The following is a 13,637-nucleotide window of genomic DNA, read 5'->3' on the forward strand; positions in this document are numbered from 1 at the left end:
CCACCGTCGCGTTCTGCCGCGGGAGGCTCTGGGGGTACGAGTCACGGCCGCGCGCTCAGCCGTCGAGGTCTGCTGTCCCGCGGTGCTCCGCAGCGCGGTCTGCGGCTGAGCGAGCGGCGTCGTCGACGGGATCGGCGTACGCGAACGCCAGGTTTCCCCGCGGGTCGATGAACGTCTCGCACTCGACGCGGTAGACGTCGCGGATCAGATCGGGCGTGAGCACCGCGCGCGGCGTTCCCTGGGCGACGACCTTCCCGTGATTGATCACGTAGACACGATCGCAGTAGCGAGCGGCCAGGTGCAGATCGTGCAGAGCTGCCAGCACACCCACGTCGAGGCCGCGCACGATGTTGAGCACCTGGAGCTGGTGTCGCACGTCCAGATGGTTGGTCGGCTCGTCCAGGATCAGGAAGCGGGGCTCCTGAGCGAGCGATCGCGCGAGCGCCACGCGCTGGCGTTCGCCGCCGGAGAGGGTCTGGATGTTCCGTTCCGCGTCGTCGGCCATACCGACGGCTTGCAGCGCGTCCCAGACGATCCGGCGGTCGCGTTCGCTGCTCGGTTCCAGGAGGCGCTGATGCGGGGTGCGTCCGAGCGCGACCATCTCGCGGACGGTCAGGTTGAAGTTGACCTCCTGGAACTGAGAGATCACCGCCAGATGGCGGGCGACCACCGCGGGGCGCGCACGACGCACGTCGAGATCGCCGAGGCGGATCGTGCCGGCGGAGGGCGCGACGACCTTGTAGAGCGCCTTGAGGAGGGTCGTCTTCCCGCTGCCGTTCGGGCCGACGACGCCGACGAACTCCCGGCCGGCCACGGTCGCGGCGATATCGTGGATGATCGTGGTTCCGTCGATCCGGACGGTGACGCCCGTGGCTTTCAGAGTCGGCGAGACGACGTCGGCGTCAGCCAAAACGGTACTCCTTCCGGGTCAGCATGTGCAGGAACACCGGCGCCCCGAGCACGGCGGTGACGATGCCGATGGGGAGCTCGGAGTTGGAGACCACCACGCGTGCGATGACGTCGGCGATCAGGAGGAACAGGCCCCCGCCGATGACGGCGATCGGCAGCAGGCGGCGGTGCGAGGATCCGACGACGCTGCGCACGACATGCGGCACGAGAAGCCCGACGAACCCGATCACGCCCACCTGGGCGACGAGGGTGCCGGTCACCAGCGCGCACAGGACCAGATACAGGCGTCGCCGGGCCGCGGAGTCGATGCCGAGCGTGACGGCGGAGTCGTCTCCGGTGAGCATCACGTCCAGGCTCCGGATCTGGGTGCTCATCAGGACGACCGCCGTCAGGACGACGACGGCGGCCAATGGCAGATCGGCCCATGTCGCTGAGGCCAGGCTGCCCAGCATCCAGAACGTGACCGACCGGATGCCCTCCGCGGAGGCCGCGAAATAGACGAAGGAGCTCGAGATGGCCGAGCACAGCGCGTTCACGGCGGCCCCGGCCAGCACCAGCTTGACGGCAGACGTGCGGGATCCGAGCGCGCCCACCACCAGGACGACCGCGGTCGCGACGAGGCTCCCGAGGAAGGCCCAGACGGGCAGCGTCGCACCCATCAGCACCCCGCTCGCGCCGAAGCCGGTCAGAATCGCCACCGTGGCTCCGAGCGATCCGCCGGCCGACACGCCCAAGAGATACGGGTCGGCCAGGGGGTTCTGCAGCGCAGCCTGCATCACGACACCGCACAGCGCCAGCCCGGCGCCGACCAGGACGCTCAGCAGGACGCGGGGCAGCCGGATATCCCAGATGACGCTCTCGAACGGCGTCCCGCCACCGGCCGCCCCGCCATCGAGACCGAACAGTTTTCGCCCGATCGTGGCCAGGACGTCTGAGAAGGGGATGCTCATCTGGCCGACCGAGATCGCCAGCAGGATCGATGCGGCCAGCGCCGTCAGAACGACCAGGATCGCGACGGCGCCCCCGGGAGAGCGGTCCCGGGGGCGGGCTCCCGCGCTCCCCGGGACCGGCGTGGGGGCCGTGCCTGTCACGGGAGGTCGAGCTCCGGGTGCAGGAACGCGGCCAGTCCACGCGTCAGCTCGCCGAGGTGCGGGGTGCCCCGCACCGACGTCGCGTAGTCGAGCAGCATGACGCGGCCGTCGGCGATCGCGGTCACGCCGGCGAGGCGGCTGTCGGAGATCAGGGTGTTCATCTCCTCGTCGGCGCTGGCCTTCTGGAACTGGGTCATCACGATGACGTCGGGATCGGCTTTGATGATGCTCTCGGCCGACATCTCGGCGTACTGCTCCTCCGACACCTCGAGATAGGTGCCTCCGGCGATCTGCACCATCTCGTCCACCAGGCTCAACGCCGGCGAGTAGTAGTTGTACGTGAGCTTGTTCGCCCCACCGCTCGCGACCAGCAGCACCGTGGGACGGTCGGCTGCGCTCGCGGTGATCGCTGCGATGTCGTCGAGCGTCTGCTGCTCCGCGGCGATGTAGGTGTCCGTCTTCGCGGAGACGTCGAACGCGGCACCGAGGTTGCGGATGTCGGCGAAGTAGGCGTCGAGGTCGCGCCCGATGGTGTAGTTGTCCGCGGTGATGACCGGGATGCCGCGATCGTTCCACGTCGCCACGGTGCCCAGGTTCTCCTCGGTGATCGCGAACGACATCGACAGGATGAGATCCGGGTTCAGGCCGAGAACGGCTTCGGCGGACGGAACCTGGTCCGAGAGATGCGGCAGCTCGTCGAGTGCGTCCTTGTAGAAGGAATCCGCGCCATCCAGGTATCCGACTCCGACGATGCGATCCTCGAGGTCGAAGGCGATCATCAGCTCAGCGAGGTTCTGCCCGATCACCACCACGCGTTCGGGTGCTGCTGCAAGGGTCTGCGTGACCTCCTTGCCGGCGTTGTCGAACATCGTGATCTCGCGCGGCCACGCGGAGATCTCCTGCGTGGCCGACGACGGTGCCTCCGCCGGAGCGGCGGCGGGCGCTGAGCAACCTCCGATGACGACGATGGCAAGGACGGCGGCGACGGCCGCTGCCGGACGGAACCCGCGCAAAGACTGCGGTGAACGAGGTGACATGACGTCAGGCCCTTCTTCGAGACGATCGTTGGAGGCCGCGACAAAGCAGCCCCTCTCGATCGTCGCCGCCGACCGTCGCACCGCGTATGGAGCGCGATGCCGTGCTGTATGGACAGCGCGACCGCCGATGCGTGCCGGACCGCCGCCGATGGCAGGGTGAGAGGGCTATCCGTGAATCCGGCGATACTCTGCCGGCGTGCAGCCCAGTCGTTTCCGGAACGCGTACACGAAGTTGCTCGCCGCGGAATAGCCGACCTCGATGCCGATGCGTTCCACGGTCCAATCGGTGCTCACCAGCAGGTCCGCCGCGCGCTCGAGGCACCGGCGGCGGTGATACTCCATCGGCGGAACGCCGAAGATCGTCTTGAACCCGCTGGCGAGTCTCTTCTGGCTCATCGACAGACGCCGGGAGACCTCCGGTAGCGTCGGCAGGTCGTGCCGCTCGCGCCAGAGGATCAGCGGGACCGTCCGCAGGGCGCTGACCTCATGGTCCGCCAGCCCCGACGGCGACTCCGGCGACGACGCATCGGTGAGAGCGGCAAGGGCTGCCATCACCACCGATTCCATCAGGAGCGTCTTGCCCGGAGTCTCGGCACGGAGGTCGAACAGATCGGCGAGCAGCGCGGGAACGGCCGGGAGCCGTCGCCCTCGGCCCAGGTAGAGCTCGGCGCCACCGGCGGCATCGAGCCGCGCGAGGGACGAGGCGAATGCTGGTGCGCCCACGCTGCCGAGGTAGGGGGTGAGCGCCGCGCGATTCCCGGTGAGCGACACGCCGCGATACGGCTGTCCTGCGGGATGGATGAGCATTCCCGTCGTCGGCCTGGGGGGAGTGAGAGAGGAGGAGAACCGTCCCAGATCGCCCCGGCCGGCGGTGTCTTCATCGATGCGCACCCCGCCGTCGAGGCAGACCTCCAGCTCGAAACGCTCGTCGGAGAAGCGGTACTGCACGCGATGCTCTGCGGCGAACCGCACGTCGTATCGCACGACGCGCAGCCCGGCCTGGAGACGCGTGACCTCGATCGAACCCTGGCCGATCTCCGGGCGTAGCCGGAATGTGCTCACGTGGGGGCCGACGAGGGTGTCGTCCTCCTCGGCGATGGTGGCGTAGTACCGGGCGTACTGCTGTTCCTGTTCGGACGATCCGGGCGCACCGGACAGGATATGAACCCGCGACATGAGGGAAGCATAGCCTTACCTATCCCGCGGGCTGGTCCGTGAAGCGGCCGTGCCGGCTCCGCCGACCCTCACCCGCTCCGGAACCGCCGGACCCGGCATCGCTCGACGAAGCCCAGGCGGGCGTAGATCCCGATCCCGTCGGGCGAAGCCGTGAGAACAGCGGTGCGTGCACCGCGTTCCCGTGCGACGGTGAGTGCGCTCATCGTGAGGGCGGTCCCGATGCCAGCGCGGCGGTGCGCGGGTGCGGTGACCACGTGTTCGATCGCGGCGGCCTTGCCGGCCCAGGCGACCGCCGCGCACCCCACCGCCTGGCCGTCCACCTCTGCCAGCAGGTGCCGCACGGCGGGGGCTTCTCTCAGAGCGACCGGAGCGAGTGCCGCGGTGATCGCGTCGTCGTCGGTACCGGTCCATACCGCGACCCACCGCCCGAGGTCAGGCAGGTCGGACACGGCGCGAATGCGCGCATCGCTCGCGACCGGTACCGGTTCTCGCAGGTCCCTGGTCATCACGGGCTCCTCCTCGACGAACGCCAAGCCGCGCTCGCGGAGCGGTCGTTCGATGTCGAAGGCGTCGGTGCCCGGCCAGGAATGCCAGAGGGCCGGAACGCCCTCCATCGCGGTGAACGCTGCGTCGATGTGCGCGGCGCTCGCGCGCAACACCCCGTTGAGCTCCTCATGCGGAGCCCCGGTGCGGAACCACGCCGGATCGTCGTCGGCGCCGATGCTCCTCCCGCGCGCCAGATGGGTTGCGACGACAAGAGAACGGGGGTCGATCACGGCGGCAGCATCCTTCCGGTCCGCTTCGAACCTATCTCGACCGGGATGTCAGGAACGGCCGACATGCGCGGGGGTAGAGTCGAAGCCATGTCGAGTCCCGAGTCAGACACCCGGGGGGCTTTCGGTCACACCGTCAGCCCCCGAATCCGCTCGTAGTCGCTCGCCTGTCCTTCGCTTCGGCGCGGGCAGGCAGGAACCCGGGCCGCTGGCCGTGGTGACGAGAAGCCCTCCTCTTTCTCTCTCTCACCTCGGAGTCTCGATGCCTCTCGCTCTGTACATGCTTGCCCTGGCGGTCTTCGTCATGGGCACCTCGGAATTCATGCTCGCCGGCCTGCTTCCCGGCATCGCTGCCGATCTCGGTGTCGATGTGGGGGTCGCTGGGCTGCTGACCTCAGCCTTCGCGATCGGAATGGTCGTCGGAGCGCCCCTGATGGCGGCCTTCGCCCGCAACTGGCCTCCTCGGCGCACGCTCACGGCCTGCGTCCTGGTCTTCGCGCTGTGCCACATCGTCGGCGCGCTCACACCGCACTTCTCCGTGCTCTTCGTCACCCGGGTCGTCGGAGCCCTGTCGAACGCGGGCTTTCTCGCCGTCGCGTTGAGCGTCGCAGGCCAGCTCGTGCCGGAGGACCGCAAGGGTCGTGCCCTCGCGATCCTCCTGTCCGGCACGACCGTGGCCACCATCGCCGGAGTCCCGGCGGGCGCTCTCATCGGCAATGCGTTCGGGTGGCGGGCGACGTTCTGGATCATCGCGGCGCTCTGCCTGCCGGCGGTCATCGGAATCCGGCACGGTGTGCGGGCCGTCGTCGACGCCGGGGATCGGACCGACGCGGATCACGTGACCCTCCTCTCCGAGGTGCGCCAGCTTCGTTCCGCCCGGGTGCTCGTGGCGATGCTGCTCGGCGCGCTGGTCAACGGTGGCACCTTCGCCGCGTTCACGTTCCTGGCTCCGGTCGTGACCGAGGTCGCGGGGTTGGAGGAGGTGTGGATCTCCGTCGTGCTGGTGGTCTTCGGGATCGGATCCTTCCTGGGTGTGAACATCGCGGGGCGTCTCTCGGATCGACATCCGGGGCGGGTGCTGGCCGTCGGTGGTCCGCTGCTCCTCCTCGGCTGGGTGGCGTTTGCCCTGCTGTCGCCGCAGCCGGTGGCGCTTGTCGCCCTCGCATTCGCCCAGGGCCTGCTGGCGTTCGCGGTCGGCAGCACGCTGATCGCCGGTGTGCTCTACGCGGCGTCCGACGCGCCGACGATGGGCGGTGCCTATGCCACGGCCGCGCTGAACGTCGGCGCCGCCGCAGGACCCGCGTTCGGCGCTGCGGCGCTCGCCGGAGGGGCAGGCGCGGTCGGCCCGATCTGGGTGGCCGTATCGATGACGGCCGGAGCACTCGTGGTCGCCCTGCTCCGCCGCCGCGCGGCGAGCATCGGCTGAGCAGATCAGGACGGATCCGGGATCCCGGTGCTGCGGTCGCTCGGATCGGGGAGCATCGCTGTGCCGAGGAGCGGCGGGCACGTCGGCGACGCCCCGTCATCGTCCGACGCGGTGTCCGGTGGGCCGTAGAAGTTATGAAGCATAACAATCAGTTACTATCTATAACATGACTGGCAATGCCGCCCTCGACACCGCCTATGTGATCCGGTTCCTGCTGGAACTCGCACTGCTCGCCGGCGCCGCCGCGCTCGCCGCGAGCCTCGCGGTGGGCGGGTGGCGCTGGCCCGCGGCCCTGGCGGCGGTGGCGGTGGTCGTGATCGTCTGGGGCGCGTTCATCTCGCCGCAAGCGGTCATCGTTCTCCCGGGGGTCGCTGTGCTCGCCATCGAGGCGGCTCTGTTCCTGGGGGTGGGGGCAGGGCTGTTCGCTGTCGGGATCGGCATCCCCGCCGTGATCGGCTGTGCGGTCTGGATCCTCGACCGCGCAGCGATCGCGCTGCTCCAGGGCTGAGCGCTGCGGCCCATCCCGCCGGATGGTCCACTGCGGAGCACGCTGTGCCGAGGTGGTGCCGCACCAGGGTCACCGCGGATTCGCGGGCCGCGTCTCGGAGACGCGTGGGCGCGGACCCAGGGCGAGGGCGATCGTTCCGGCCGCCGCCGCAACAACGGCGGCGGAGACCAGGACCTCCGCGCCCAGGCGGAGGAGGACACCGCCGAGGGCTGCCCCCGCGGCGACGCCGAGATTCAGGACGGTGACGACGATACTCCCGGCGAGCGGGCGGAACGCGGCGCTGGACACGCGCAGCACACGGGTCTGGAGGATCGCCGGAAACGCGCCGATCGCGAAACCCCATACAGCGGTGCCAGCAAGAAACGCCGAAGGGCCTCGCGTGCCGAGCAGCAGGAGCGCGAGACCGGTGGTGACGAGGGCGGCAGCGACGACCAGAGCCATGCCGGGGAAGCGATCGGCGGCCAGGCCGGAGAGGGCCACCCCGACCCCGCCGGTCGCTCCGAGGATGAGCAGCACGGCGGGGATGGTGGGAGAGGGCAGTCCGCCGAGCCCGGTGGTGAGGGACGCGACATAGGTGAACATGGCGAAGTGCGCGACCAGGACGAGTCCGCCGCCGGATGCGACAGCGACAACGTTCATCCCGCTGCGATCCCACGCGGCCGCGACGTCGGCCTTCGCTCCCGCAGGGACGCCCCGGGGGAGAACGAGCCACAGCGCGATGGCCGTGATCGCAAGGATCAGGGACAGCGTGGCGGCGACGGCGCGCCAGCCGGTCTGCCCTGCGATGAACGCGGCCAGCGGCAGCCCGGCGATCCCGGCAAGGGTCGGCCCTGCCAGCACGAGCGCCAGTGCACGACCGAGGCGCCGCGCATCGACGATGCCGGCGACATAGGACACGAGCAGCGCCCAGAACACGCCGTGGGCCATCGCGGCGAGAATCCGTCCGACCATCGCGGTCGCGTAGTCCGGCGCGATGGCGGTGAGGAGGTTCGCCGGCGCTGTCGCGGCGAGGCTGATCGTGAGCAGCAGGGTGCGCGGGACGCGCATCGTCAAGCGGACCGCGGGCACACCGACGATCGCGATGGTGATGGCCCAGGCGCTGACCAATGCGCCGATCGCGCCCTCTGAGACGGCGAAGTCCGCGCTCATGGCAGGCAGGAGCCCCGACGGCAGCATCTCGGCCGTCACCGTCCAGAAGGTGGCTATCGTGAGCGCGGTCAGAACAGGCCAGACCCGCGCACGGTGCGGGGTGGCGTCGGGGGAGGAGGCTGTCGATTCGGTCACGGCGCTACGCTAAACATTCACATCAATGTCAAGGTCAAGGTCACGTCGATGAATCGGTGTCCGGACGCCGGCGGAGGAAGCCATGAGGATCGGTGAGGTGAGCCGGCGCACCGGCGTCCCCGCCCGGATGCTGCGGTACTACGAGGAGCAGGATCTGCTTCGTCCGGACCGCCGGGGCAACGGGTACCGCGCGTACAGCGAACGGGAGGTGGCGCTGGTAGCCACGATCCGCGACCTCAGCAGCGCGGGCGTGCCGACGCGGTTCATCAAGATCGTGCTGGATCGGCAGGCCGGGGTCACCGATTGGACCGATGCGTGTGACGACATCCTCGCCGGGATGGTCCGCGACCAGCTCGCCGAGCTCGAGGCCAAGATCACCTGCCTGACGAACAGCCGGGAAGCCCTGAACGCGTTCCTCCGTGATGCGCGTGCGACGCCTGCCCCGTCGACCGGGGCCCGGGGTGGGAGCGCTCTGTCGCCCGGCTGACGGGGCCCCGGCCCGACGCACGAGCTGTCCCGCCGCGTGCTCCACAGGAATCGGGGCGGGGCGGGCGAACTGTTCTTCGGGTACTGACGAGGAAGAGCGCGCTGCGGCGCCGACATCGACGTTGTCCCGCACGACGACGCGTGCACGTCAACTTCGCGGTGATCCGCGTACCGGGCGGAGCGTTTGGGAATGACGTATCCCAAACTCTCGACGGGGTCGCCCCGTCACCCATCGCGAAGAGGAACACAACGATGATCCACCCGGCTGACGACGCGTCGACCATCTCGGCGATGTGTCGCGGGGATCGAGGCCGCCGCCAGCGCGGTCGTGGACAGGAGGACGGGGAACACAACCAGAGGCCGTTCCTACCGCGTTCGGAGGTGACTACCTCACAGTCGCCTCTCGCAGGACTCCGAAAGCCGCCAGTCCGGTTGCCCAGACCGCGACGCCCGCGGTTGCCGCCCAGGCGGCGCTGGCACCGGAGATCGCGGTAGAGGCGAGCAATCCTAACGACATGTCGGCGGCGGCTCCTGCCCAGCTTTGACCGGCGAAGCCGGCCAACACCAGTGCGACGGGCAGGAGCAGGTACAGTGCCAGCACGACGACGGTCGTCGCAGCAGACGATCGACAGATCGCTCCGGTTCCAGCGCCTGCGAACGCGAGCAGCACTGTGGTCAGAAGGAGGCGGGTGAGACCGTCAAAGAACCCGCCGATCTCCCACGCGCTCGGCGCAACCGTGAGGATGACCGCCGTGCCGGCGAACGCGACGACGAGGACGACAGTGACAGCGAGCGCCGCGTGCGCCGCTCCCAGGGCCAAAAGCTGTGTGCCTCGAGCCGGAGCCAGCACCCGCACGAGCTCGATCGCACCGGACTGGTGATCGCGAGCGACAGCGAGCGCGGCGCTGAACATGACGAAGAACCCGACGGCGTCGGCGCTCAGAACGATCAGGCTGCTCGACAACGGCTCCCCGGAGCCCCCGGAGAGGAAGGCGCGGATGGCGAAGAGTGTCAGGGCGAGGGCGGCTGCGACGGCGAGCAACACGATCGTCGATGGAGTACGCACTGCACGTCCCAGCTCCGCGCGGATCAGTGTGAGGGTCGACAGGTTGGTCGTCGGCCCGTGCTCCGATGCGAGGTTCGCCCTCGTCTCCGTGTCCTTGTTCATCTGCGCGCCTCGATGTTCGTTTCGCCGATCGCGTCTCGATAGATGTCGTCGAGGGATCGTTCTCGTGTTGTCAGTTCTTCGAGCGCAAGCCCCTGCCGCACCGCAATGTCGAACACCTCTCGTGCTGTCAGTCCGTGGATGACAACGCGGCCGTGTGCATCTTGTGCGGACGTCGCGCCGCGTGCGTGCGCACCGGCCCTGAGGGCGTCGGCCCGATCCGTGCGTGCGAGAACGTGCGGTTGATTCTGGATGGCCAGTGCTTCGAGTGCGCCGCTGAGAACGATGTGGCCGTTGTTGATGATCACGATGTCGTCTGCGATCAGAGCGAGCTCGCTCACGATGTGCGAGGAGAGCAGGATCCCAACGCCCTCGTCGCGGAGCTGGCGGAGAAGATCACGAAGCCAGGCGATACCGTCGGGGTCGAGTCCGTTCAGCGGTTCATCCAAGATGAGATGGCGAGGCGAGCCAAGCAGCGCGACGGCGATGCCTAAACGCTGGCGCATGCCGAGAGAGAGTTGCCCGATCCGGCGATCGCTCGCATCGGTGAGTCCGACGAGATCCAGTAGCATTGCGCTGCGGCGCGAAGCGCCTTGCGTACGCGCACAGTAGTCGAGAAGGTCGCGCGCGCGGAGGTCCGCCATCAGCCATCGGGCATCCAGCAGGCTTCCGACCTCTCGGAGTGGCGGTCGAAGATCGCGGTAGCTTCTCCCATTGAAAAGCGCCTGTCCTCGCTGCGCTGTCGTCAACCCGAGAGCGACTCTCATCGACGTGGACTTTCCTGCACCATTCGGGCCCACAAACCCGGTGATGCGGCCATCTGGCACGACGAAGGAGACGTCTTCAATGATCGGACGGTTCCTGATCGCCTTGGACACGTTCTCGAAAGTGATCATGCCGTCAACTCCGCCGCGGGGTGGTTAGGGGCGCAAACGCGGTCACGAATTCGTTCCGTCCATCTCAATGAGCGTCCTTTGGCGTCGGGCAGCCGGTTCGTCGGCGCCGGCGAGCGCGTCACTCAGCCGACGTAAGCTGTCCGCTGAACAGCGCGTTCCGACGAAGCTGCGCGAACCGCCCGCATACAGGTGCAACGAGAAAAAGAACGGCTGCTCCGAGCCCCGCAGACAGACGCTCCCCATGGAATGGCACGAGCGCGCTCGCACATAGGTGTCTGATTGAGTGACGAGGTGGCGTTCGATCTTCAGGACGTCTCCCGAGTCCATCTTCATCCCCAGGACGAGCACGCGCCCGATCGAGGTGACGATTCCGAGAACGACCAGCGCTGCAAAAACGGCGACCGCGACGCCGGTTCCCGCGTCGAGGAGGAGAACGGCGAGGACGATTGGAGCGGCGTAAACCAGCATGGCGTGGAAGATCTGACGGACTATCGGAGCCGGTCCGTCGACGAGCAGCGCTGCACCGTGGACGAACTTGTGGAAGTGTTCCCGCGTGATCTTTCTCACGATCGTGTCGGGCAGCGAAGGAAGCACGACGCTCGCTCCGACATCGTCCGAGCCCTTGAACGTCAGAACCGCCAGACGTGAGCGGCGCAGCAGCTGTTCAATGACGGATCGTCGTAATGAAATGCCCTCGATGGACTTCAGGTCGATGTGTCTCTCTCGCTTTTCGACAAGACCGTAGCTGAGCACAAGTGTGCGGTCGGAGGTCAAACTCGCCGAGAAACCCTGGTACCGCGAGATCGTGGCGAGTGCCCCCAGAACGATGAACCCGAGGATCGATGCGACCGTGAGGACCGTTCGGGGTACTCTCTCGAACAGCTCGAACGCCCAGGTACTTACGCCGAGGTCCTCAAGGAAAGCCCATGAGGTAAACAGGACAGGCGGCGCAAGCAACGCGAATCGCCCGTTGACGATACTCATGAGCGCAAGTTCACGCCACGATGCCCGGTAGACCTCCCCGGTGTGGGGCACGGTGGCAGATGCGACGGTGGTGCCGTCCGGGCCGCGTACGAGACGTCGCACGTCTGCGGCAGCACGAGGCTCGAGCGCCCGGAAGACAACCGCGCCTCCTGCGGAGTCTGATTGGGTCAGCTGGAGACGGCGAACGCCGAGGATGCGAAAGATGAGACCGGCCTGCTCGTCGACGGTGACCACAGAAGCCCACCCGAGGTGACGTTCCTGCCGCCGGAAGACGCCAGAGCGAACGACCAGCATCTCCGGATCAAGCCGGTAGGTTTCCACGCTCCATCTCGCGACCATCCATGCGACTCGCAGGGGGGCGTATACGAATGTGGCGATCGGTAACAGAGCCGAAGCGATCGCACTTCCTCGACCCGCCCAGAAGAGGAGCGCCACGACCAGGAAGGCGAACGACGCGACGAACGTTCCCGCCTCGGCGATGATGAGACGCCCGGATGCGCGTTTCCAGGTCGGGGTCATCGCGGGGCGCCCTCCGCGGCCTGCATGACCTGCACCCGGATCGCATCTGCCGTCGCGGGCATGACCGGTCCCAGCTTGATCGTGCCGCCAATCGTCCGGAAAACCACCGATGCGAGCCCACAGCTTCGCAGCAATGGCCCCCGCACGATGTCTACGCTCAGAATCTGAACAGTGGAGATCGTCGTCGTGGACTTCAGCAAGACGCCGTGTCGAATCTCGACTGTCGAACGATCCTGACGGTAGTGGTAGGCGCGATACTGAAGTCGATTCATGACCGAAATGTCGCACATGGCGGTCAGTACACAAAGCGGAAGCAAAACCCACAACGCCGCAAACACGATGCCGTCGATTTTCACGAATACGGCCGCCGCGATGAGCAGTGCGGCAACCGGGGCGGCCGCTACGATCGCCTGGAGGTTCTTATACCTCAATGCGGCGCGCGGAAGCGTCTGACTCTCGGTCATCGTCGCCGATCGATCACATTGCTTTTCCATCACCGTCATCGAGGGATCGCGGGACGTGCTGAAGACGGTCCATGTCCTGTGCTCTTTGCTGTGGGGCAGTCGTGTTCCGGACCATCCGGGACCGCCCGATCACAGCCTCATCAGCAGCCGACAGGTCGGCCAGATACGGACGTATCGACCTCCCTGCTGTTCGTATTGAAGGCATTGAATCCTCCGTCGGTTCTCAGCGGAACGCTTCGAGGTCGAGCGAATCGACGTCGATCACATTCTTCGTGATCGCGTAGATAAGGACCTGGACGCGATCTCGGACACCCCATTTAGACATGACGCGCCCGAGATTCGCTTTAACGGTCGGCTCTGCGAGATGAAGGTCGCGGGCAATCTCAGCGTTGGACCGGCCCTGAGCGATTGCCATGACGATGGAGAGCTCGCGAGGCGTCAATGGCACTTCGCTGGGCGCTGCGGTGCCCGTCGTCTCGGGGGTGGAACGCAAGGACCGGATCAGATCGCGGGTCACACGCGGAGAGATGACGGAGCGGCCAGCGTGAACTTCGCGGATGGCCTCGAGGATGTCGTCGGGGTCGGTGTCCTTGACGAGGTATCCGGATGCCCCGGCGCGCAACGCCGGCACCACATGGCGTTCCGTGGAGAACGTCGTCACGGCGAGAACACGGATGTCGGAGTAAGCTGCCGCGATCATGCGAGTGGCCTCGATGCCGGAGAGTCGCGGCATCTGCAAGTCCATCAGCACGACGTCCGGTCTCAAGCGTTCCGCGGTGGCCGTCGCCTCTTCGCCGTCAACTGCTTCGCCGACGACGGTCATGTCGCCGGCCGAGTTCACGAAGATGCGCAGTGCGTGGCGAACCAGCGCCTCGTCGTCGGCGATGAGCACTCGTATCTGATCCACTCCGGGCATTCT

The 13,637-nt window shown here is 67.5% G+C and carries 14 protein-coding genes; 3 read left to right on the forward strand and 11 right to left on the reverse strand.

Annotated features, from left to right (window positions below; translation table 11 throughout):
* Positions 1-55: 55 nt before the first annotated feature.
* The 5 genes from AC3RXY_RS04200 to AC3RXY_RS04220 form a co-directional block, all read right to left on the reverse strand.
* A complete protein-coding gene (locus tag AC3RXY_RS04200; RefSeq protein WP_491509648.1) occupies positions 56-910 on the reverse strand; it encodes an ABC transporter ATP-binding protein in 855 nt (284 codons plus the stop codon).
* Positions 903-2,000, reverse strand: a complete 1,098-nt coding sequence (locus AC3RXY_RS04205; RefSeq protein ID WP_491509649.1) for a FecCD family ABC transporter permease — start codon at positions 1,998-2,000, stop codon at positions 903-905. Before AC3RXY_RS04205 ends, AC3RXY_RS04200 begins: the two co-directional genes overlap by 8 nt.
* Positions 1,997-3,037, reverse strand: a complete 1,041-nt coding sequence (locus AC3RXY_RS04210) for an ABC transporter substrate-binding protein (RefSeq protein WP_491509650.1) — start codon at positions 3,035-3,037, stop codon at positions 1,997-1,999. The genes AC3RXY_RS04205 and AC3RXY_RS04210 overlap by 4 nt, the downstream gene beginning before the upstream one ends.
* A gap of 165 nt (positions 3,038-3,202) precedes the next feature.
* On the reverse strand, positions 3,203-4,213 hold the full coding sequence (locus AC3RXY_RS04215) for a helix-turn-helix transcriptional regulator (RefSeq protein ID WP_491509651.1): 1,011 nt from the start codon (positions 4,211-4,213) through the stop codon (positions 3,203-3,205).
* A 68-nt stretch (positions 4,214-4,281) separates the two neighbouring features.
* The gene (locus AC3RXY_RS04220; protein WP_491509652.1) at positions 4,282-4,989 is read right to left on the reverse strand and encodes a GNAT family N-acetyltransferase; all 708 of its coding nucleotides are present in this window, start codon (positions 4,987-4,989) and stop codon (positions 4,282-4,284) included.
* A gap of 259 nt (positions 4,990-5,248) precedes the next feature.
* Between AC3RXY_RS04220 and AC3RXY_RS04225 the strand changes: the two genes are divergently transcribed.
* The gene (locus AC3RXY_RS04225; RefSeq protein WP_491509653.1) at positions 5,249-6,412 is read left to right on the forward strand and encodes a Cmx/CmrA family chloramphenicol efflux MFS transporter; all 1,164 of its coding nucleotides are present in this window, start codon (positions 5,249-5,251) and stop codon (positions 6,410-6,412) included.
* Positions 6,413-6,578: 166 nt separating this feature from the next.
* Positions 6,579-6,920, forward strand: coding sequence for a DUF2568 domain-containing protein (locus tag AC3RXY_RS04230; RefSeq protein ID WP_491509654.1), 342 nt, complete (start codon positions 6,579-6,581; stop codon positions 6,918-6,920).
* A 69-nt stretch (positions 6,921-6,989) separates the two neighbouring features.
* Here the strand turns inward: AC3RXY_RS04230 and AC3RXY_RS04235 are convergent, their stop codons facing one another.
* A complete protein-coding gene (locus tag AC3RXY_RS04235; protein ID WP_491509655.1) occupies positions 6,990-8,204 on the reverse strand; it encodes an MFS transporter in 1,215 nt (404 codons plus the stop codon).
* Positions 8,205-8,286: 82 nt separating this feature from the next.
* On the opposite strand from AC3RXY_RS04235, the gene AC3RXY_RS04240 reads away from it, so the two are divergent.
* Positions 8,287-8,691, forward strand: a complete 405-nt coding sequence (locus AC3RXY_RS04240; RefSeq protein ID WP_491509656.1) for a MerR family transcriptional regulator — start codon at positions 8,287-8,289, stop codon at positions 8,689-8,691.
* Between the two features lie 384 nt (positions 8,692-9,075).
* Here AC3RXY_RS04240 and AC3RXY_RS04245 read toward each other — a convergent pair whose 3' ends face one another.
* From AC3RXY_RS04245 to AC3RXY_RS04265, 5 genes are all read right to left on the reverse strand, one after another.
* Positions 9,076-9,858: a hypothetical protein gene (locus tag AC3RXY_RS04245; RefSeq protein ID WP_491509657.1), complete on the reverse strand. Its 783-nt coding sequence runs from the start codon at positions 9,856-9,858 to the stop codon at positions 9,076-9,078.
* Positions 9,855-10,751 carry an ATP-binding cassette domain-containing protein gene (locus AC3RXY_RS04250; RefSeq protein WP_491509658.1) on the reverse strand — a complete coding sequence of 299 codons (897 nt, stop codon included), beginning with the start codon at positions 10,749-10,751 and terminating at the stop codon, positions 9,855-9,857. The genes AC3RXY_RS04245 and AC3RXY_RS04250 overlap by 4 nt, the downstream gene beginning before the upstream one ends.
* 42 nt (positions 10,752-10,793) lie before the next feature.
* Positions 10,794-12,254, reverse strand: a complete 1,461-nt coding sequence (locus AC3RXY_RS04255; RefSeq protein WP_498224419.1) for a PH domain-containing protein — start codon at positions 12,252-12,254, stop codon at positions 10,794-10,796.
* The gene (locus tag AC3RXY_RS04260) at positions 12,251-12,757 is read right to left on the reverse strand and encodes a PH domain-containing protein (RefSeq protein WP_491509660.1); all 507 of its coding nucleotides are present in this window, start codon (positions 12,755-12,757) and stop codon (positions 12,251-12,253) included. Before AC3RXY_RS04260 ends, AC3RXY_RS04255 begins: the two co-directional genes overlap by 4 nt.
* Positions 12,758-12,941: 184 nt before the next feature.
* The gene (locus AC3RXY_RS04265; RefSeq protein WP_491509661.1) at positions 12,942-13,610 is read right to left on the reverse strand and encodes a response regulator; all 669 of its coding nucleotides are present in this window, start codon (positions 13,608-13,610) and stop codon (positions 12,942-12,944) included.
* Positions 13,611-13,637 lie beyond the last annotated feature (27 nt).

It is taken from the genome of Microbacterium longlingense (assembly GCF_058349825.2).

Coding starts and splice junctions, on each gene's coding strand:
- AC3RXY_RS04210 (WP_491509650.1), bottom strand. CDS start 3,037: ATGTCACCTCGTTCACCGCAGTCTTTGCGCGGGTTCCGTCCGGCAGCG.
- AC3RXY_RS04215 (WP_491509651.1), bottom strand. CDS start 4,213: ATGTCGCGGGTTCATATCCTGTCCGGTGCGCCCGGATCGTCCGAACAG.
- AC3RXY_RS04225 (WP_491509653.1), top strand. CDS start 5,249: ATGCCTCTCGCTCTGTACATGCTTGCCCTGGCGGTCTTCGTCATGGGC.
- AC3RXY_RS04230 (WP_491509654.1), top strand. CDS start 6,579: ATGACTGGCAATGCCGCCCTCGACACCGCCTATGTGATCCGGTTCCTG.
- AC3RXY_RS04240 (WP_491509656.1), top strand. CDS start 8,287: ATGAGGATCGGTGAGGTGAGCCGGCGCACCGGCGTCCCCGCCCGGATG.
- AC3RXY_RS04245 (WP_491509657.1), bottom strand. CDS start 9,858: ATGAACAAGGACACGGAGACGAGGGCGAACCTCGCATCGGAGCACGGG.
- AC3RXY_RS04250 (WP_491509658.1), bottom strand. CDS start 10,751: ATGATCACTTTCGAGAACGTGTCCAAGGCGATCAGGAACCGTCCGATC.
- AC3RXY_RS04255 (WP_498224419.1), bottom strand. CDS start 12,254: ATGACCCCGACCTGGAAACGCGCATCCGGGCGTCTCATCATCGCCGAG.
- AC3RXY_RS04260 (WP_491509660.1), bottom strand. CDS start 12,757: ATGACGGTGATGGAAAAGCAATGTGATCGATCGGCGACGATGACCGAG.